18 protein-coding genes are annotated in these 20505 nt (G+C 64.6%); 9 read left to right on the forward strand and 9 right to left on the reverse strand.

Annotation, left to right across the window (positions count from 1 at the left end):
* Position 1: 1 nt before the first annotated feature.
* Positions 2-1489, forward strand: coding sequence for an aldehyde dehydrogenase family protein (locus C7T96_RS20270; RefSeq protein WP_106573085.1), 1488 nt, complete (start codon positions 2-4; stop codon positions 1487-1489).
* 68 nt (positions 1490-1557) lie between these two features.
* Here C7T96_RS20270 and C7T96_RS24255 read toward each other — a convergent pair whose 3' ends face one another.
* A complete protein-coding gene (locus C7T96_RS24255; RefSeq protein ID WP_199190528.1) occupies positions 1558-1761 on the reverse strand; it encodes a hypothetical protein in 204 nt (67 codons plus the stop codon).
* Between C7T96_RS24255 and C7T96_RS20275 the strand changes: the two genes are divergently transcribed.
* The 7 genes from C7T96_RS20275 to argE all read left to right on the forward strand — a co-directional run bounded on the left by C7T96_RS20275 (position 1738) and on the right by argE (position 9748).
* Entirely contained in the window at positions 1738-2751 is a 1014-nt protein-coding gene (locus C7T96_RS20275; protein WP_199190529.1) for an aminotransferase class I/II-fold pyridoxal phosphate-dependent enzyme, read from the forward strand. The two genes, C7T96_RS24255 and C7T96_RS20275, sit on opposite strands and share 24 nt — an antisense overlap.
* On the forward strand, positions 2748-3761 hold the full coding sequence (locus C7T96_RS20280; RefSeq protein ID WP_106573087.1) for a glutamate cyclase domain-containing protein: 1014 nt from the start codon (positions 2748-2750) through the stop codon (positions 3759-3761). The genes C7T96_RS20275 and C7T96_RS20280 overlap by 4 nt, the downstream gene beginning before the upstream one ends.
* A gap of 17 nt (positions 3762-3778) precedes the next feature.
* The gene (locus tag C7T96_RS20285) at positions 3779-5053 is read left to right on the forward strand and encodes an aminotransferase class V-fold PLP-dependent enzyme (protein WP_106573088.1); all 1275 of its coding nucleotides are present in this window, start codon (positions 3779-3781) and stop codon (positions 5051-5053) included.
* Between the two features lie 547 nt (positions 5054-5600).
* Positions 5601-6626 (forward strand): TRAP transporter substrate-binding protein, encoded by a 1026-nt coding sequence (locus C7T96_RS20290; protein WP_158264429.1) that lies wholly within the window; start codon positions 5601-5603, stop codon positions 6624-6626.
* 71 nt (positions 6627-6697) lie between these two features.
* Positions 6698-7264, forward strand: a complete 567-nt coding sequence (locus C7T96_RS20295) for a TRAP transporter small permease (protein WP_106573090.1) — start codon at positions 6698-6700, stop codon at positions 7262-7264.
* Between the two features lie 12 nt (positions 7265-7276).
* Entirely contained in the window at positions 7277-8563 is a 1287-nt protein-coding gene (locus C7T96_RS20300) for a TRAP transporter large permease (RefSeq protein WP_106573091.1), read from the forward strand.
* Positions 8564-8599: 36 nt separating this feature from the next.
* Positions 8600-9748 (forward strand): acetylornithine deacetylase, encoded by a 1149-nt coding sequence (gene argE, locus C7T96_RS20305; protein WP_106573092.1) that lies wholly within the window; start codon positions 8600-8602, stop codon positions 9746-9748.
* A gap of 106 nt (positions 9749-9854) precedes the next feature.
* Here the strand turns inward: argE and C7T96_RS20310 are convergent, their stop codons facing one another.
* The 5 genes from C7T96_RS20310 to C7T96_RS20330 all read right to left on the reverse strand — a co-directional run bounded on the left by C7T96_RS20310 (position 9855) and on the right by C7T96_RS20330 (position 15853).
* Positions 9855-11018 (reverse strand): FAD-dependent oxidoreductase, encoded by a 1164-nt coding sequence (locus C7T96_RS20310; protein ID WP_106573093.1) that lies wholly within the window; start codon positions 11016-11018, stop codon positions 9855-9857.
* Positions 11019-11068: 50 nt separating this feature from the next.
* Positions 11069-11494: a universal stress protein gene (locus C7T96_RS20315; RefSeq protein ID WP_106573094.1), complete on the reverse strand. Its 426-nt coding sequence runs from the start codon at positions 11492-11494 to the stop codon at positions 11069-11071.
* Complete coding sequence (locus C7T96_RS20320) at positions 11487-14081, reverse strand: TRAP transporter permease (RefSeq protein WP_106573095.1); 2595 nt, start codon at positions 14079-14081, stop codon at positions 11487-11489. The genes C7T96_RS20315 and C7T96_RS20320 overlap by 8 nt, the downstream gene beginning before the upstream one ends.
* 76 nt (positions 14082-14157) lie before the next feature.
* On the reverse strand, positions 14158-15138 hold the full coding sequence (locus tag C7T96_RS20325; RefSeq protein ID WP_106573096.1) for a TAXI family TRAP transporter solute-binding subunit: 981 nt from the start codon (positions 15136-15138) through the stop codon (positions 14158-14160).
* A gap of 43 nt (positions 15139-15181) precedes the next feature.
* A complete protein-coding gene (locus tag C7T96_RS20330) occupies positions 15182-15853 on the reverse strand; it encodes a GntR family transcriptional regulator (protein ID WP_106573097.1) in 672 nt (223 codons plus the stop codon).
* A 109-nt stretch (positions 15854-15962) separates the two neighbouring features.
* Here C7T96_RS20330 and C7T96_RS20335 point away from each other — a divergent pair, with 109 nt between their 5' ends.
* Positions 15963-17324 (forward strand): FAD-binding oxidoreductase, encoded by a 1362-nt coding sequence (locus tag C7T96_RS20335; RefSeq protein WP_106573098.1) that lies wholly within the window; start codon positions 15963-15965, stop codon positions 17322-17324.
* Between the two features lie 20 nt (positions 17325-17344).
* On the opposite strand, the gene C7T96_RS20340 is transcribed toward C7T96_RS20335, so the two are convergent.
* From C7T96_RS20340 to C7T96_RS20350, 3 genes are all read right to left on the reverse strand, one after another.
* Complete coding sequence (locus tag C7T96_RS20340) at positions 17345-18271, reverse strand: hydroxymethylglutaryl-CoA lyase (protein ID WP_106573099.1); 927 nt, start codon at positions 18269-18271, stop codon at positions 17345-17347.
* 3 nt (positions 18272-18274) lie between these two features.
* Complete coding sequence (locus tag C7T96_RS20345) at positions 18275-19495, reverse strand: CoA transferase (RefSeq protein WP_106573100.1); 1221 nt, start codon at positions 19493-19495, stop codon at positions 18275-18277.
* 77 nt (positions 19496-19572) lie between these two features.
* Positions 19573-20484, reverse strand: a complete 912-nt coding sequence (locus C7T96_RS20350) for an FAD synthetase family protein (RefSeq protein WP_158264430.1) — start codon at positions 20482-20484, stop codon at positions 19573-19575.
* Between the last annotated feature and the right edge of the window lie 21 nt (positions 20485-20505).

A 20505-nucleotide genomic window follows, 5' to 3' on the forward strand; every position in this document is an offset into this window, starting at 1 on the left:
CATGCCGCTTCTCGACTACACGCTTCCCACCGACGGCCTGGCCGGTTCCTACATCAACGGCGCCTGGCACCGGCCGGCCGACGGCCGGACCTTGAACATCGAAAACCCCTCGCGCCGGAGCACGATATGCCAGGTGGGACGCGGCACCGGCATCGAGATCGACCTGGCCGTCGCGGCGGCCAAAGCCGCCCAGCCTGCCTGGCGCGCCCTGGCCGCCAGCGAACGCGGCGCCCGCCTGCTCGAACTGGGCCGCCGGCTGGAGGCGAACGCCGAGGAGATCGCACGCCTGCTGGCGGCCGAAACCGGCAACGCGATCCGGACCCAATCGCGCGGCGAGGCGCTCGGCGCGGCCGGCGTCTTGAAATATTATGGCGGCGTGGCGGTGGAGCAGAAGGGCGAGACACTGCCGCTCGGGCCCGGCCTCTTCAGCTACACGACGCGCGAACCCCACGGCGTCGTCGGCTCCATCATTCCCTGGAATTCGCCCCTGCAGCTCGGTGCCGTCAAGATTTCCATGGCGCTCGCGACCGGCAATTGCCTCGTCCTGAAGCCGGCCGAGGACGCCCCGCTCGCAATATTGAAGCTGGCGGAACTCGCACACGGCCTGTTCCCGCCCGGCGTCTTCAACGTGGTCACAGGGCTCGGCGAGGAGGCCGGCGCCTGCCTGGCCGCCCATGCCGGCGTCGACAAGGTATCGTTCACCGGATCGTCCGAGGTCGGCCGCCTCGTCGGCCATGCGACCGCCGATCGTATCGCCAAGCTAACGCTAGAGCTCGGCGGCAAATCGCCCACCATCGTCTTCCCCGACGCCGTCGAAAACGGCCGCCTGGACGCGACCGCGCAACAGGTCGCCAACGCCATGCGGTTTGCCCGCCAGGGTCAAAGCTGCACCGCCGGATCGCGCCTGTTCGTGCATGAAAACATCTGGGACGTGCTGATGCCCGAAGTGGTCCGCAAGGCTGCGGCCTTGAAGGTCGGCGACGCCCTCGACGACGAGGCCGATGTCGGCGCCATCATCAATGCCGAGCGCTACGAAGAGGTTCGCCGCTATGTCGCCGAAGCCGAAGCGCAAGGCGCCCGTTTCCTGCTCGGCGGCACGCCCGCGGCCGATCCGGCCGGTTTCCATCCGCTTCCCACGATAGTCGCCGGCGTCGACAATGGCTGGCGCATCGTGCGCGAGGAGGTGTTCGGACCGGTCATGGTCGCGATCCCCTTCAAGAGCGAGGCGGAGGCGATCGCCATGGCCAACGATACCCATTACGGGCTCGCGGCGTTTTTGTTCACCCACGACGCAAGCCGCATCATGCGCATGACGCGCGCCCTCGATGCCGGCTGGATTCAGGTCAATCAGGGCGGCGGCCAAATTCCCGGAATGTCCTATGGCGGCACCAAGCAATCAGGCATCGGCAGCGAATACTCCATCGAAGGCGCGCTTGAAGCCTATACCTATCGCAAGAACGTGACGGTCAACGTGGAAGCCGATCAATGACAGTGGACCGGTTCGGCAATTCGATCGACGAAAACGTCGGTTACGCCCGTGGCCAGGTGTTGGCATCCTCAGCGGACGAGGTCCGGCGCCTGCGACGGGCGGGGCACGTGGCAAAGGCCTTCGTTGCCCGTGAAGGTGTCGAAAAAGTTGCAATTTTCACCGGAAATCTGCGTTTTTTCCCGGTAAAACGCGACGATCTTGACGTTTTTTGCGAGGAATGGATCGGTCCGGGCCTGTTCGGCGAGGAATTGCGCCGGATCGCCGTCGCGCATCTTGGCGGCACCGGCGACGAGCAGGCCGCCGTGATCAACCGGACCAGCGCGGGAAACGTCGCCGCCATCCTGGCGCTTTCGAACGATCGCCCGGTCGTTTCCCTGGTGCCGGCGGGCGACCGCTCCCATGCCTCGGTGATCCGCGGGGCGCGGCTGGCCGGCGTTGCGCTGCACGAGGTCCACGACCTGGCCGGCGTCGAGCGGGCGCTGACGGAAACCGGTGCCGCCCTTCTCGTCGTCACCACCGTCACCTCCGAACTTTCGGTATTGCCCGACGATCTGACCCGCGCGGCGATCGCGGCGGCCAGAACGGCGAAGGCGATAAGCTTCATGGACGAGGCCTATGGCGCCCGGTTCCGGCCTGTCTTGTGCGGCGGCGCGAAATCGCTCCGTCTCGGCGCCGATCTGGTCATAACCAACGCCGACAAGGCCGGCCTTTCCGGTCCGCGCGCCGGCGTGCTGTGCGGCAGGCCGGACATGATCGTTCCGGTCGTCGCGCGCGCCAGCGAACTGGGCATGGAGGCCCGTGCCCCGATCTCCGTCGGCGCCATGCGCAGCCTGCAGGCCTTCGCGCCCGAACTTCTCGTCCAGGAGGCCCAGGACGGCCAGGACCTTGCCACCGTGCTGGAGGAAAAGCTGGGCGGCGGCATCGTCGCGCGCTCCGCGCTCGGCCCCAAACTCGACGAAAACGACCTGCACGCCAAAGTGCTGGAGTTGGCCGGACAAACCCGGACCGCGCGTGTCCCCGCCGAGACGACGGCGGCGATCGGCATGCTGATGCTGCGCGATCTGGGGATCGTCACCGTCAACACCCATGGCCAGCCCGGCGGCCGCGTCTCCATGCGGCTGAAACCGACTTCGGGCGCGCTGGCGCGGGCCGGCGGAGCCGAGAGGATCGCCGACGGCCTGACCGGCGCCATGGGCACGGTCGCGGAGCATCTTGAAGACCGCGCATGGTTCGCAAATCTCCTGTTCGGAGGCGACATATGAACGCTAAGACGACGCAGACGCGCCTAGATGAGCGCCTCGACAGGCTGGTCACCATCGACATCGGAGAACGCGGCGTGGAACCGCTGTTTGCCGCCGCCCGCGACCTGCAGGGCGGCGCGCTGGTCGGGGCCGCGGCCGAGGCGTTGATGGCCGTTCCGGAGGGCGGGACGGTGGTCGTGACCACCGGCTCGGTCTCGCGCGCGTGGATTTCGCCGGCGATCGGCGAAAACGACGGCCCCTCGGGCGCGGCCGCGATCGTGCGCGCGCTCGTTCTGGCACGCAACGCGACCTGCATCGTCTTGTGCGAGGCGTCCTTGCTGCCGGCCATTCGCGCCGTCATGGTCGCGGCCGGGTTGTCGCCGGTCACGCACAAGCAGGCCGCGATCGCCCGATCCGACCGGAGCCTGGCCACCGTCGTCATGATGCCGTTTCCCACCGAGGACGATGCCGGGCGCACCGCCGCCCCTGCCCTGCTCGACCGGCTCGGGCCGGACCTGCTGTTTTCGACCGAACGCGTGGGCCGGAACACGCACGGCGTCTACCATTCCATGCGCGGCATCGACTACGGCATGGGCCGCGCGCGCGTCGACTTGCTTTTCGACGAGGGCCTGAAGCGCGCCATCCCGGTCGTGGCTGTCGGCGATGGCGGCAACGAGATCGGCATGGGCAAAGTCGCCGATCACGTGCGTGCCCATGTCCCCTACGGCGCGCAATGCCAGTGCGGATGCGGTGGCGGCATCGGCGCGGTGACAAGCTGCGACGTGCTGGTGACGGCAGCCTGCTCGAACTGGGGATGCACCGCGATCGCCGCGGCGATGGCCGCACGCGCGCGCGACGCCAGACTGCTTCACACACCCGAACGCGAAACTCGGCTGCTCGACACAATGGTTGCCAACGGCCTGATCAATTCCACCCATGGGATCATCGATGACGCGGTCGACGGATTTCCGCGGGCAAGCCATATAGCAATCGCGGAATTGTGCCGGACCATCGTCGCGCACACGCTCTAGAACAAGGACCCACCGCAGTGCTTCATACCAAACCTGGTCTTATCGACGCCGTCCGCGACCGTTTCGCCCATGTGGACGATTGCCCGTTCCAGGGGCCTCGCATCTTTTTCGAGAACGCCGGCGGCGCGCTGACGCTCAAGAGCGTCGTGCAGACCTCGGCGAAATTCGCCGCGATCCCCGACAACCAGGGACGCGACAACCCGGCCAGCCACGCCCTGGTCGACATTATCGCGCGGGCAAAGTCGGATCTTGCCGTTTTCATGAACGCCTCCAAGGGACAGTTCTTCGTCGGCGAAAGCGGTACCGAACTTCTGTTCCGCATGATCCGCACGGCCTGCGTCAACGCCGCGCGGGGATCGACCGTGATCGGCTCGTCGATCGAGCACCCCGCAAGCCGGAGCGCGGCGCGCCGGTGGGCCGAGATCGCCGGCCTGACCTATGTCAACGTCCCGCACGACAACCGGACCGGAGCCGTGACCGCCGACGATTATCGCCGCCGCGTCACGCCCGACACGGCGGTGGCAACCATTCTGCACGCCTCCCCCGTCACCGGTATCGGCATGGATGTCGCCGCCATCGCCCGCGCCGTGCGCGACGTCGCGCCGGATTGCATGATCATCGTCGACGGCATCCAGCACGCCGCCCACGGGCTGCTCGACATAGACGGGTACGGGGTCGACGGCTACGCCATCTCGCCCTACAAGGTTTTTTCGCGTCACGGTTACGGCGTCGCCTGGATTTCCGAACGGCTGAGCGCCCTTCCCCACGACATGTTGCAAAACGGCCCCGCGACCGGCTGGGAGCTTGGAACCCGCGACACCGGCGCCTACGCCGCCACGTCGGACGTCGTCGCCTATTTCGACTGGCTCGGCGGCGAGTTGTGCCAGTCGAGCGATCGCCGAGCCCGTATCGAGGCCGCCGGCACGGCGATAAAGGCCTATGAAAAGCACCTGACCGACATCATGATCAACGGCACGGGAAATCTTCCCGGACTGGCCGCCATGGACCATGTCACCATCCTGGCCGGTCCCGACAATCCCGACCGCGAGGGCCTCGTTTCCATCGTGGTGGCGGACATGGCCTCGTCTGATGTGGTGACGCGGCTCAACGAGCAGGGCATTCGCACCCATACCCGCAAGGCCGATCACTATAGCGGCAACGTCCTCGAACCGCTCGGCCTGGGCGATTGCGTGCGAATTTCACTGTGCCACTACAACACCGAGCGCGAGGTCACGCAATTGCTGGGAGCCTTGCAGGACATTCAAAACGGACGCTCCGCCGCATCCCGGTAATGCGTTCGGTCCGTGGCCGGCATCCGCCCGGGCCGGCTTTTCCGCCCCGTGCCTTCGGGTGACGAAACCGGCGCGCGGCCGATCCGCCCGACCCGGACGCGGCCCCCCAGGCGCCCACCCGCCTTCAACCGCATATGAGCCGTTGCGGGCGTTGCGGGCGTTGCGGCCTGCCGAACCGGCCGCCTCGGCACGATGGCCGGTGCGGCGTTCAACGCGCCTGAAAAAAAATTGCGCCGCCGCTTTTCCGCTTGCACAGCTTGCGCCATACGATGCCCAACGGGATGTGCTTTTCCGGCCTCGCGTTCGTCTCGTTCGTCTCGTGCGTATTCCTCTGCGCGCCCCGCTGAGTGAATCATCTTCACATAATTGATGGATTTTTTCAATTGTTTTCATCCAATATGCCAATAGGTTAAAAATTGGGCTTGGGAGGAAATATGCCCGTCGGCTAATGAAACCAAGCAAGAAAGAACACAACCATAGGGGGTTTGATATGAGATCATTGCGTACAAAACGCTCATGCGCCTTTATTTTTGCCGGCGCAATGGCGATGATGACTTATTCGTCAAGTATTTCCTCGGCTCAGGATTACGGAAACCACAACTTCAAGGTGATCGGAAACTGGAGCAACGCGCCGCATTACAAGAATTCGGAGCAGCCTCTGTGGGAAGAAACGCTGCCCGAAAGCTCCGGCGGAGAGCTTACCGCGCAGCTTACGCCCGTCGACGAACTCGGCCTTGACGGCTTCGATGTCGGTCGCATGCTGAAGCTCGGCCTGTTCGATTTCGTTCATGCCGGTTTCACCTATGTCGCCGGAGACAATCCGGTATTCGAGGGCGTGGACCCGGCCGGCGCGATCCAGAACTGGAGCCAGGCCCGCGAGGCGGTCGACGCCTATCGACCGATCCTGGCGCGCGAGCTCGATCAGACCTTCGATGCGACGCTGCTGGCGATCTACAGCGAACCGACCCAGGTCTTCTATTGCCGCGAACCGATCGAGGGGATCGCCGATTTCCAGGGCAAGAAGGTCCGCGTCTACAACCGCGCCCTATCGGATCTGGTCACCGGAATGGGCGGCATCCCCACCTCGATCGATTTCGCAGAGGTCGTGACAGCGTTGCAGCGCGGCGTTGTCGACTGCGCCGTCACCGGCACGCTTTCCGGCTACACGGCCAAATGGTACGAGGTCGCGACGCATCTCTACACGCTGAAGGCGGCGCAGGGCTCGAGCCTGTTTCTGGCCGTCAGCAACACCACCTGGAACACGTTGACCCCGGATGCCCAAAAACTCATCGAAGACCAGGCAAGGCGGTTTGAGGATAAGGCTTGGGCCTTTGCGGAGTCGGCCGACGAGGAGGGCATCAACTGCAACACCGGTAACGGCGCTTGCTCCTTCGGCGAGGCTCAGAACATGACGCTGGTCGTCCCCAGCGATGCCGATCTGGAAAAGCTCAAGCAAATCGTCGAACAGAACGTCCTGTCCGGCTGGGCAAAACGCTGCGGCGCGGACTGCATAGCCGAATGGAACGGCTCCGTCGGCACCGTGCTGGAATTGTCGGCGGCGGCTCAGCAATAATGCATATGCGGGCGGTTCGGGCGATCACGGCCCGAGCCGCCCCGTCCTCTTCCCGATGACACGGCTGGCCCATGATCACAAAACTCGACATCGTCATGAGGCGCTATTCGCTCATGTTCGCCAAGCTCGCGGGCCTGGTCATCCTGGGCTCTGCCTTGATGGTTTCCATCGATGTTGTCACCAGGAGCCTGCTTGGATGGACGCTCGGCGGCGCCGATGAGCTGTCGGGCTATGCGCTTGCCATCGGCATTGCATGGTCGCTGCCCTATTGCCTCCACCGGCGGGCGAATATCCGCGTCGACTCGTTTTACTGGATGCTGCCGCGGCGCGGCCGCGTCGTCCTCGATGTGATCAGCATGGTGCTGCTCGGCGCCTTCATATTGCTGCTGACCTATCGCGCGAGCGGGGTCGTGATCGAGACGGTGGCGCGCAATTCACGCTCCGTCTCGCCGCTCAGCGTGCCGCTGATTGTGCCCCAATCGATCTGGTTGATGGGGCTCGTTTGGTACACCTTCGCCTATCTGGTCTCGCTTGCGCGGCTGTTCACCGCCCTGCTTGGCCGCGACCTGGACAGCGTCTTCCTGATCGCCGGAAGCGCGTCCGATCATGGCGAAGACGGTCAAAATTCGGTCATGTAGGGCAATAACACGATGCTGAAGACCACTGGAATTGCGCTGATCGCATTGATCGTGCTCAGCGTGCCGATCGCCGCATCGCTCGGTTTGCTTGGGTTCGGCATCGGCTGGCTCTATTCGCCGGTGCCGCTCGACCGCGCGCTTGGCGAGATATTCTGGCGCAGCAGCAACGACTTCCTGATCGTGGCCGTGCCGATGTTCATTCTGCTCGGCGAGATCATCCTGCGGGCGGGCATTGCGGGGCGGATGTACAATGCGCTGTCGCAGTGGCTGTCGTGGCTGCCGGGCGGGCTGATGCACACCAATATCGGAAGCTGCGCCATGTTCGCGGCAACCTCCGGCTCCAGCGTCGCGACCGCCGCGACCATCGGAACCGTCGCGCTGCCGGAATGCGACCGTTTCGGCTACAATCGGCGCCTGTTTCTCGGCACCCTGGCAAGCGGCGGCACGCTCGGCATCCTGATCCCGCCGTCGATCAACCTGATCGTCTACGGCTTGCTGACCGGCACCTCGGTGCCCCAGCTCTACCTTGCCGGTTTCATTCCGGGATTGCTGCTAGCCGGATTGTTCATGCTGATCGTGGTGATCGCATGCACGCTGCGTCCGTCGTGGGACGGCGCCAGGATCGAGACGACATGGCGCATGCGCTTCCGTCTTCTCAAGGATCTGGGGCCGCCGCTCTTCCTTTTCGCCCTGGTGATCGGCTCGATCTACGCCGGCCTTGCCACGCCGACGGAAGCCGCCGCCCTCGGCGTTACCGGCGCCATCGGCCTTGCCGCGCTTTACAGGTCCTTGAGCGTGCAGATGCTGAGCGACGCGCTGGTGTCGACGATGCGCACCACCGGCACGATCATGTTCATCATCATCGCCGCAATCTTCCTCAACTTCGTGCTCGCCGCGACCGGCATGACCCGGGAGTTGACCGATTTCATCGAATCCCTCGGCTTCTCCCCGCTGCAGATGATCATCGCCATCGTGATTTTCTACATCATTCTGGGGTGCTTCCTGGAGACCTTCTCGATGATGCTGACGACGGTTCCGCTGATCGCGCCGATCGTCTTCGCGCTCGGCTTCGATTCGCTCTGGTTCGGCATTCTGTTGATGGTGCTTCTGGAAATGGCGCTGATCACGCCGCCGATCGGCGTCAATCTTTACGTCATCAAGGGAATTCGCGGCGACATCAATTTCAACGACGTGATGATCGGCGCGCTGCCCTTCGTGCTGACCATGCTGATCATGGTGGTGCTGCTGATCGCATTTCCCGAGATCGCGTTGTGGTTGCCCAACTATCTGGGCTCCTGAGGCTGTCATGACCTGGTTTCGTTTCGGATCGGCCCGATGAACTCGCTGGAAATGCTGGATCGGCTGGTTGCCTTCGACACCGTGTTCGATCGCCCCAATGCCGGGCTTATCGATTTCGTCGCGGCCTGGTTCCGCGCCCATGGCATCGAGCCGAAAATCATGCCCGGCAAGCAGGCGGGCTTCGTAAATCTCTGGGCGACCGTCGGCGATTGCGCGCCCGAGGGCGGCGTCTGCCTTTCGGGCCATACCGATGTCGTGCCCGTCGACGGCCAGCCATGGTCGAGCGATCCGTTCCGCCTCGTCGAGAAGGACGGCAGGCTCTTCGGCCGCGGCACTTGCGACATGAAGGGATTTTGCGCTTCCGCTCTGGCCATGCTGCCCGAAATGATCGCCGCGCCGCTGAAACGCCCGATTCATTTCTGCCTGACCCACACCGAGGAGAACGGCTGCGCCGGGGCGCTGGAACTCGTCGCCAAGATCGGAGCGGACCTACCCAGGCCGGACTGGGCCATCGTCGGCGAACCGACCAGTCTGCGCGTGGTTTCCGGGCACAAGGGCATGCGCCGCCTCAACACCGTCGTCGAGGGGCAAGAAGCCCATTCCGCGCGCACCGACATCGGCGTCTCCGCCGTCATGACTGCCGGCCGGCTGATCGCGCGCCTGGCCGAGATGGCCGAGGCGCAAAAGCGGCCGGGCCTGCTGCAGCAGGCGTTCGTGCCGCCTTACACGACCATCCATGTCGGCATGGTTCAGGGCGGGCTGGCGCCATCGATCATCGCCCGCCATTGCGCGTTCTGCTGGGATATCCGAACCCTGCCGGGAACCAAGTCGCAAAAAATCGTCGATAGGTTCACGCACTGGGTCGAGGACGTCATCCTGCCCGAGATGCGGGCCGTCGGCCCGCGCTCGTCGATACGCACGACGACCGATTTCGACATCCCGCCCCTGGCCGTCGATACGAACTCGAGCGCCGAACGGCTGGTGCGCGCGCTGACTGGAGACCGCGAGGTCAGATGCGTGGGCTATGCGACGGAAGCGGGCCTGTTTCAGGGCCAAGGAATCGATACGGTCCTGTGCGGCCCGGGCTCGATCGAGCAGGCCCACAAGCCGGACGAATTCTTGCCGCTTTCCGATCTTGGCCAATGCGATCTGCTCTTATCGCGGTTGATAAGGCAGATGTGCTGAACCGCGCCGGAGCGGGGCGTCGCGCGTCGTCAAGGACAAGCGGAGTGAGGCCGTTTGCCCTTCGGCCCGGCGCGGCCAGCTTCGGGCCCACCGTATTGCAGGCGGTCTAGATGATGCCACGCTCCGGCAACGGTTTTCCGTCCGCGAGGCGCTGCCATCCGAACCGCGTCAGGTCGATCGTCTCGTAGCCGCCTTTGACAATCAGTTCGGCGATCGCCCGCCCGCAGCCCGGCGCGTGCATCAGCCCGTGGCCGGAAAAGCCGGCCGCCATGTGAAAATTGCCCAGACCATCGGCGCCGGGGCCGATGATGGCGTTGCCGTCGAAATCGTTCTGGTCATAGAGCCCCGGCAGGGTGGCCTTGCATTTCGTCCGCTCGAATTTCGGAAAGCGGTGCGCCAGAGCCGGCCAGACGACATGCTCGAAATAGCCGTGGTCGGCCTCGAAATTATAGCCGCGCGGTTCCTCGAGCGTCGGCACGCCACCGGAGTAGCCCCTGCCCTCCGGCCGGAAGGCAAGCCGTTCAGGGTCTTTGAGATAAGGCAGCGCCTCGATCTCGTCCTCGCATTCGAAATAGTGCTCGAACCGGCGCAGAGGTTCGATCGGCACCGCAAAATCCAGCATGGCGCAGATATCCTTGGCCCACGCGCCCGCGGCATTGACGAAATGGTCGGCCTTGATGCGCGTGCCCTTGTCGGTCAGCGCCGCCGTCACCGTCGCCGCCCCGCGCTCCATTCCCGTCACCGTCTCGGCCAGAAAAACCGCGCCCAGCGCCTGCGCCTTCTTGCGCAAGCCCATGAGCACCGCATACGGATCGAGCCAGCCGTCGTCGGGCGACAGCACCGCCGCGCCCAGATCCCCGACATACATCGATGGAAAGCGCGCCTTGATCTCGTCGGGCTCCAGCCAGACCACATTGCAGCCGAGGCCGAGCTCGGTATCGTAATTGGCCTTGAGCACGTCGATTTCGGCCGGCGGCACGATGAAGATATATCCCTGCTTCTTGAAGCCGATCTCGGCCGGGCCGTTCTCGGTCGCCATCGTCTCGGGAAAGTTTTCGTAAAACGGGATCGAGTAGTTCGAAAGCGCGATGTTTTCAGGCAAGGAAAACAGCCGCCGCACACCTCCCGAAGCACGCGGCGTCGATGCCTGTCCATAACCCGGGTCGCGCTCGATCACCGTGACGTCGAGCGCGGGCGAGAGCGTCTTCAAAAAATAGGCCGCGGCCGCGCCGATCGCTCCGCCGCCGATGATTGCAACGTCCGTTTTCATCACATTTGTCTCGACAGTTTCGAATTCTTCCCTTCGCGGCGCCAGGCCGGCTACTCGCGCACGACCATGACCGAACATGTCGCGTGTCGCACAACCCTGGCCGCATTGGGTCCGAGCAGATAGTCGCCGAGCTCGGGACGGTGCGAGGCCATCACGATCAGATCCGCGTTCACCGTCTCGGCCATTGACCGGATCTGATCGTAGATCGCGCCATGGGCCACGATGTGATGCACCTGCAGGCCTTCAAGGCCGGCCTGCCCGGTATAGTCGTGCAAACGCGCCCGTGCCGCCTCGGTCAGCCTTTTCGAAAAATCCTTCGGAAAAAAGGTCGAGGCGAAACTGTCCAGCGGCGCAACGACGTTCAACACATGCAGCACGGCGTCGTAATCGAGAGCGATCTGCCGAGCCGATTTCATGGCCTTGTCGTTGACGCGCGGATGGTCGAGGTCGACCGGGACGAGGATATTGTCAAACATCGGGCAACGCCTTGCGTTTGTTCCGCCGCCCCATTTGCAGGAGCACGATCAGCCCGAGCACGGCATAGGCGGGGCCGTAGAACCATTCTTTCGCCACGCGGGCGGACGGGCGCTCCACCTCCAGCACCTTCCAGCCGAAATCGACGCCCCATTGCTGCGCGGGACTGTTGAAGTCGACATTGTCGACATAAACCCCGTCATCGCCGATGCGCATCTCCATGCCAGTCGCCTCACGCAGGCGATCCTGGCCGGATGCGCCGGCCCGGCCGAGCGGAATCGCGATCACGCGCTGGATCATGTCGCCGCTGAAATTCTCCCCTTCCATCAGCAGACGCAGCTGGGCGTCGTCTTCGGCGTCGGCGACGATCTCGTGGATCGAGGCCGGCTCGGCCGCCTCGAAGGGCGGTTGCACCAGGTCCAGCCAGAAGCCCGGCCGCAGAAGCGACAAGGCGACCACCAGCAACACGGCGCTCTCCCAAAGCCGGCTCTTGACGAGAAAATAACCCTGGGTGGCCGCGCCGAACGCGCACATAGCGATCGTCGACGAAACGATGACCAGCACGGCGCCCCACCAGCTTGCGATATTCATCAAGAGCAATTGCGGGTTGAAGACGAAGATGAATGGCAGGATGGCGGTGCGAAGGCTGTAGTAGAAGGCCTGCACGCTGGTCTTCATCGGGTCCGAGCGGGCCACGGCCGCGCCGGCGAAACTGTCGACGGCAACGGGCGGCGTGGTGCCGGACATCAGCCCGAAATAGAAGACGAACAGATGCACCGCAAACAGCGGGATCACCACCCCGTTCTGGGCCGCGAGCGTGACCAGGGGCTGCGCCATGACGCTGGCGACCACGATATAGTTTGCCGTCGTCGGCAGCCCCATGCCCAGAACCACGCACATTATGGCCGTGAACAGCAGCATGATCATGACGTTGCCGCCGGAAACCGCGTTGATGATTTCCGTCATCAACAGGCCGAGGCCGGTCAGCGAGACGACCCCGACGATGATGCCGGCCGCGCCCATCGCCACCGCGATGCCCACCATGTTGCGCGATCCCGAGATCAGACCCTCGACGAGGTCCGCCCCGCCTTCCCGCAGGCACGGGCCCAACGCCTCGCTTTTCCGGCCGCGGAAATAGGCCGTGATCGGCTTTTGCGTCAGCATGATCGCCACCATCACGACAATCGCCCAGGAGACGGCGAGCCCCGGCGACAGGCGTTCGACCATCAAGCACCACACCAAAACACCGATCGGCAGCACGAAGTGAAGCCCCGCCATCAGCGTCGGTTTCAGCTCGGGGATCGTCACCAGCGGCGCGTTCGGATCGTCGATCTCCAACTGCGGATATCCGGACGCGACCTTGAGCAGCCAGAGGTAAAGCGCGGCCATCACCAGGCCGGCGACGGGCGTGGCGTAGTCGCCGGCGAAAAGCTCGATCCCGTTGGCGGCCACGTAAACCAGCCCGGCGACCAGCGCCACCAGGCCGAACCCGAACAGGAAGCTCCAGATCTGGCGCAGCAGCGAGCTTTCGCGGACCCTGGCCAGCACCGGCATGTTGGCCTTCACCGCCTCGAGATGCACGATGTAGAACAGGCCGATATAGCTGACGATCGCGGGCACGAACGCGTGCACGACGACCTCGTAATAGGTGATGCCGACGAACTCGGTCATCAAAAACGCGGCCGCCCCCATCACCGGCGGCATGATTTGCCCGTTGATCGAAGCCGAGACCTCGATCGCGCCGGCCTTTTCGCGCGAAAAGCCGATCCGTTTCATAAGGGGAATGGTGAAGGTGCCGGTGGTTACGACATTGGCGATGGCCGAGCCGGAGATCAGCCCGGTGAGGCCGGACGAGACGATGGCGGCCTTCGCCGGCCCTCCGCGCAAATGGCCGAGCATCGAGAAGGCCAGCTTGATGAAGAAATTGCCGGCGCCGCCCTTGTCGAGCAGGGCGCCGAACAGGACGAACAGAAAGATGAAGCTGTTCGACACCCCGAGCGGCAGACCGAAGACACCCTCGGTCGTCAGCCACATATGATCCACGTAGCGGTTCAGGGAAAACCCGCGATGCGAGATCAGGTCGGGAAGCAGCGGCCCCAGGAAAACATAGACCGAAAACACCGCGGCCACGATGACCAGCGACAGGCCGAGCACCCGGCGGGTAACCTCCAGCACCAGGAGAATGCCGAGTATCGATACGGTCGTTTCGGCGGTGGTGCGCACACCGCCGGCATTTTGGACCACGTCGCGGTAAAAGAGCAAAATGTAGAGGCAGCATCCGGCCGCGAGCGCGGCCAAAAGCCAGTCATGCGCGGGAATTCTGGTCCGCGACGAGTAGCGAAAGGCGGGAAAGGTCAGAAACCCCAGAAAAAGCGCGAAAGCCAGATGCAGTGCGCGCTGCTGGCTGTCGTCGATCAGGCCGATCCCGGTGACGAAGGGCAGAGGAGAGGCCACGTAAAGCTGATAGAGCGGCCAGAACAGCGCGACCACGAACAGGATCGCGCGCGCAGTGCCGGACGGGGCGCGCGCACCGGTGTCGTTTTCCGCAATCAGGTCGTCAAGATCGTCCTGCTGGGTCTTCGCGTTCATCCGATGTCTCCCGCGCTGACGAGAACGGGTGCCACTGAGAGCACCCGTTCGTCTTCTTCCTGATCTGCCGCCCTTGTTATTTCAGCAGGCCGACTTCGCGGAAATATCGTTCGGCGCCCGGGTGGTAGGGGACCGAGCGGCCATTTGCGACCGCGCCGTCACGGTTCACATGGGCATAGAGCGTCGACTGGGCCTTGAAGTCTTCGAAATTGTCGAACACCGCCTTGACCAGATTGTAGACGACCTCCTCGTCGGTATCGGCGGTCGCAATCAGGGTCGCGGTAAGCCCCCAGGTCGTCACCTCCTTGTCCTGGCCCTTATAGGTGCCCGCCGGGATCACGGATTTCGAGAAATAGGGCAGTTCCTCGATCATCGCCGCGATCGTGTCGTCGTACCAGTTGATGACCGTGGTGTCGCAGGTGTTGGTCGCCTCGGTGATCGACGAAGCCGTTATACCGGTGGTGTAGAAAAAGGCGTCGATCTTGCCGTCGCACAGCGCCTGTGCCTGTTCGCGCGACGTCAGCCGCGTGGCCTGACCGAAATAGGAATCCGGATCGGTGCCGTAACGCGCCAGCGCCGCGACCATGCTCGCCTCCTGACCGGAGCCGGCATTGCCGATATTGACGATCTTGTCTTTCAGGTCGGAGAAATTTTCCAACTCCATATCCGCCCGTCCGACGAGATGGGACGTGTCGATATGCAGAGAAAACAAGAAGCGCAGATCCTCGTTCGCGCCATTGGCGTCGAAGACGGAGGAGCCGTTAAAGGCATGGTATTGCCAGTCCGACTGGACGATGGCGACATTCAGGTCGCCTGCCGCCATCGAACGCAGATTGGCCACCGACCCGCCCGTAGATTCGACCGTGCAGCGTATATTGTGGCCCTGCGCCTCACGGCTCTTGTTGAGCACATTGCAGATGAAACCGCCGGTGGGATAATAGCCGCCGCCGATACCAGCCGTGCCGATATTGACGAACTGGCGTTCCTGCGCGGCCGCTCCAGAGGCCGTGAGCGCGGCTACGCCGGCAGCAAGTGCGATCTTAAAAACTATATTCATCTGGCTTCCTCTTGCCGATTGCTTGATCCGGTTTGCATTTTTTTCAGGCACCTCTTCTCAAGAAGGCCGCGACTTCTTTCTTGGTCGCCTCGATATGCGCGCGCAGCGCCGCGACGGCGGCGTCCACGTCGCCCGCCATGCAGGCGGAGAGTATGTCCTGGTGCTCGCGCATCGGCCGCTCGAGGCCGGTGGCCTCGGTGACGAGCAGCCGCAAATACTGGCCCAGCTTCTGCTGGAGATCGTCGATCATCGCCAGCAACTGCCGATTGCCGCATGGCTCGTAGAGCATTTGATGGAACTGCACGTTGAGCCGGCTCCACTCGCTCACCTCGACCTTCTGCGCGTAGTCCCGCAGCAGCGCCTGCGTCTCGCGAAAATCGGCGGCGATCATGTTCGGCACCGCCAGTTCCAGCGCCCGGCATTCAAGCGCGATGCGGATGTCGAGAAGCTGGAGGATCTCCGTTTCGGTGTAGAAGCGGACGGTGGCCCCCTTGTTCTTTTCAAACACGACCAGGTTTTCGACTTCCAGGCGGCGCAACGCCTCGCGCACGGGAATTTTGCTGACGCCATGGCTGCGCGCGATTTCGTCCTGGCGCAGCGGGGTCGCTGGAGGCAGCCGGCCGGAAAGGATCCGCGCCTTGATGTCCGCGTAAATCGGATCCGAGGCGCTGGTCGCGCGCTTTGCGCCGGCCTGAGTGTGGTTTACGTTTGCCATTTCGGATTTGATCCTTGCAAATCGTATACTATTTTGTCAATGGAGAATACGAACACCGGCGCAAAGATCGTCTCGCGCGTCCCGAATTGCACAGCAGGAGCCGCCAGCCATGTCCTCGCCCACAACGATCGTGATCGGAACCGGCATTATCGGCATTGCGACGGCCTATTATCTCGCCCGATCCCGGAACCAGCCGAAGATCGTGCTGGTGGACCGGGATCAGCCGATGGCGTTCACATCGGCCCAGTCGGGCGAGAACTATCGCAACTGGTGGCCGCACCCCGCAATGGTGGCCTTCACCAATCGCAGCATCGACCTGATGGAAGACATCGCCCGCGACAGCGGCAACCGGATCAACATGAACAGGCGCGGCTACGCCCTGGCCACGCGCGGCAGCGACATCGACGCGATCGTCGCGCAGTTGCACGACGGGCTCGGCGACGAGGCCGACCGCCTGGTGCGCTATCACACCAAGGACGTCGCCCCGACCTACGCATCGTTCGACAAGCCCGACTGGCAAGGCGTTCCCGACGGCGTCGACATCCTGCAAAACCGCGCGCTCATTCGCGACCGCTTCCCGAGCTACGACCCGCAGGTCGAGACCGTCATTCACATCCGCCGCGGCGGCGACATCAGCGGCCAGCAGCTCGGCATGTACATGCTGGACTATTTGCGCGAGGCCGGCGCCGAGCGCCTGCTCGGCGAAGTGCGCGACATCGCGACCGGAGACGGATTCCGCGTCGAGGTCGCGACGCCGGACGGGATCCGGCATCTCGAGGCCGACAGGATCGTGAACGCGGCCGGTCCGTTCGCCGACAAGATCGCCGCCATGCTGGGCGTGGACCTGCCCGTCCACAGCACGTTCCAGCAAAAGGTCGCATTCGAGGACCATCTGGGCGCCGTGCCGCGCACGCTCCCGTTTTCGATCGATCTCGATGCCCAGACGATCGACTGGTCCGAAGAAGAACGGGCGATGCTGCTGGAGGATCCGGATTTTGCCTGGCTGGCACACCCCATGCCCGGCGCGATCCATTGCCGCCCCGACGGCGGCGACGGCGGCAAATGGGTCAAGCTCGGCTGGGCCTATAACGAGACCCCGGCCCAGGCCACCTGGGAACAGCAGCGTCACGACAATTTTCCCGAAATCGTGCTGCGTGGCGCGGCGCGCCTGTCCCCGGCGCTCAAGGCCTATTATGGCCGGCTGCCGCGCAGCATTCATCATTATGGCGGCTGGTACACCATGACCGGCGAGAACTGGCCGCTGATCGGCCCGATGGGGCCGGACGGCGCGTTCATGAACTGCGCTCTGTCGGGATTCGGGACGATGGCGGCCTGCGCGGCCGGCGAACTCTGCGCCGCCTGGATGGCCGGCAGCGCGCTTCCCGATTATGCGGACGGCTTTTCCCTGCGCCGCTATCAGGACCCAGGCTTGCTGTCGGCCCTGCGCGCCGCCAACAAGGGGGTGCTGTGACGGCGCGGGCGACAGGGACTTCAGGCGCTCGCGTCGAGGCCTTGCGGCGGCGCGCAATCGCGCCATCGGACCAGATCGGCGCCGATAGGACCTAGCGCCTGCGCAGACAGTCCCGTGTCGACGCCCATGGCGGCGAACATCGCATCCAGGGCTTCGGTCGCCACATTGCCGCTCGCGCCGGGCGCGAACGGGCAGCCTCCCAGCCCGCCGACCGCCCCGTCGAACCGCCGAATCCCCACCCGCCATCCGGCATAGGCGTTCGCCAGGGCCAAGCCGCGCGTGTCATGCAGATGCAGCTCGAAATCGACCTCGGGCAGCTCCTCCATCAAGCGCCGGCAAAAAGCCTCGACCTGCAACGGGTTCGCCATGCCCACCGTGTCGCACAGCCCGATCCTGTCGGCGCCGGCTTTGGCAAGCCGCGTGGCCAGCCGGACGACCTTGTCGAGATCCGCGGCACCGTCGAACGGGCAGCCGAACACGACCGACAGCGACACCCTGGTCACGAGCCCCGCAGCCCGGGCCTCCTCGTGAAGCGCGGACAAATCGTTCAATGACGCCTGGACCGAACGGTTCAGATTGGCGCGATTGTGCCCCTCGCTGGCCGACATTACCAGCGTCACGCCTTCCACGCCTGCCGCCAGTGCCCGTTCGAGGCCGCGGCGGTTCGGCACCAGCCCGAAGCGCGTAATGCCCAGTCGTCCGGTAGCCCGCGCCACCTCCTCGGCATCCGCCAGCGCCGGAATCCATTTGGGATGCGTGAACGAGGTGATCTCGATTTCGGTGCAGCCGGCACCCGCCAGCCGCTCGATCAGCTCCGTCTTTTCGTCGCTCGGCATCAGCCGGGTTTCGTTCTGCAGCCCGTCGCGCGGACCGACCTCGGTGATCGACACGGACTGCGCGCAGCGCAAGGGCGAACCGGCCCGGTTGTCGCCTGAATGGATGACCATAGCTCAAACCACGCCGCGCTTGCCCAGAGCCTCGACCTCGTCCGGGGAAAGGCCGAGCGCTTGCGTGAGTATCTCGACATTGTGCTCGCCAAGCTCGGGCCCCACCCAGCGCACGCGTCCCGGATTGGCCGACAGCCGCGGCACAACGCCCTGCATCACAACCGGACCATAGGTCTCGCTCGCCACTTCGATGACGGCGCCGCGCTCACGAAAATGCGGGTCCGCGCACACGTCGGCCGCGTCGTTGATCGGTCCCGCCGGCACGCCGCAATCGTTCAGGCGGGCCAAAAGCGCATCCCGTGTCAGGGTTTTCGTCCATTCCGCGACGATGTCGTCGAGCAAGGCCTGATGCTGGCCGCGGCTGCGATGATCGGCAAAGCGCGGATCCCCGGCCAGTTCCGGGCGTGCCATGGCCTGGGTCAGCCGTTCGAAAATCGCATCGCCATTGGCGGCGATCAGCAGCCACTTGCCGTCCACGGTCGGATAGAGGTTCGACGGCGCGATCCGCGGCAGGCCGGTGCCCGCGCGTTCGCGCACGGCCCCGGTCGCGCCATGCTCCGACAGCACGCTCTCGCACATGGCAAGCATTGCATCGGTAATGCCGACATCCACCACCTGCCCCTTGCCGGTAAGGGCGCGGCCGTGAAGCGCCGAGAGGATGCCGATACAAGTGAAAAGCCCGGCCACGCTGTCGCCCACCGACAGGCCCATGCGCGGCGGCGGCCGATCGGGAAAGCCGCACAGAGCGCGGACGCCCGACATCGCCTCGGCGATCGCCCCGAAACCGGTGCGGTTCGAATAGGGCCCGGTCTGGCCGAACCCCGACACCCGGCCGATGACGAGTTTGGGATTGGCCTCCATCAGGCGCGCGGGAGCCAGATCCCACTTCTCGAGCGTGCCCGGACGGAAGTTTTCGACCAGAACGTCCGCCTGGCCGATCAGCTTGCGCGCGATCTCGCGCCCCGCGTTCGCGCGAAGGTCGAGAGTGAGCGATTTCTTGTTGCGGGCGATGACCGGCCACCACAGGCTGCGGCCATTGAGCGTTTCCACGCCCCATTGCCGCATGGCATCGCCACGCCTCGGCGGTTCGATCTTGATGACCTCGGCGCCGAGGTCGGCCAGGACCTGACCGCAGAAGGGCCCGGCGATGAAACTGCCCATCTCGATCACTCTGAGGCCGGTGAGAGCACCGTCGATGGCTTGCGTCGCGTCGCTGTTCGTCATGGTGTCGCTCGTCTCTCCCCGATTGTTGGGTGGCCGGGCTGCGCCAGGCGGCAGGCCGGTCCGTCGTTTCCGCCCCGTCAGACCGGGCAGCCGTGATAGTCCAGCAGGACCACGCAGGCCTCCTCCACGTGAAGCGAGGCATCGCCGCCGAAGACCCGCAGGTCGATTTCCAGCGGCTTGTCGTAGGGCGGCAGGCGATGGCCGATCGCAGCGGTGCCGGCCAGGCGCGCGCCGCCCTCACGCTGGATTCCGACGGAGTAGAGGCCCGCTCGCGGCTCCATGAGGTCGGTGCGCACGCGGCCTCCTTCCATCGCCGTCAGCCTGAATCGGTTGCTTTGGACATGGCGCAGCCTTCCCGCGATGCGATGGAACTCGCCCATGCCGCGCGCGGCGACGCGCGGCTGGCCGGCCAGCAGCGCGTTGCGTATCGCGGTGGAGGAGATCTGCTGTGTCGAAGCGCGCAGCAGCGGTAAGACCGTGACGCCGAAGCCGAGCGTGCGACCCAGTTCAAGCAAGGTGTCCGTGGTGCCGGCACGGGCCTTGCCGAAGCGGAAATTTTCACCGACCACCACATGCCGAAGATCGAGCCCGTCGCAGATAACCAGGCGCGCGAAGTCTTCCGGCGACAGGCCGGCCATCTCGCGGTCGAACTCCAGTTCAAACAGGCAGTCGACACCGAGCCTTTCAAGGCGCTCGGCCCTGGTCCGGCAATCGGTAAGCCGAAACGGCGCAGCATGGGGCGAAAAAAACGCCCGCGGATGCGGCTCGAAGGTCACCACTCCCAGCGGGCCGCCGTGTCGCAGGGCCTGCTTGCGTGCCGTGTCGATGATGGCGCGATGACCGAAGTGCACGCCATCGAAATTGCCGATCGCGGCGCAGGCGCGCCGGTCGCCGTCGGCAAGTTCTTGAAAGGATCGGACGAGTCTCATCAGGGTGCCCCGGTGGTTGAAGCGAGGCCGTTCGCGCCAAGGAAAACGGCGCCGCGGCACTTCATCGCCCCTTGCTGGGCG

It is taken from the genome of Nitratireductor sp. StC3, assembly GCF_003015025.1.
Taxonomy (GTDB): Bacteria; Pseudomonadota; Alphaproteobacteria; order Rhizobiales; family Rhizobiaceae; genus Mangrovimarina; species Mangrovimarina alexandrii.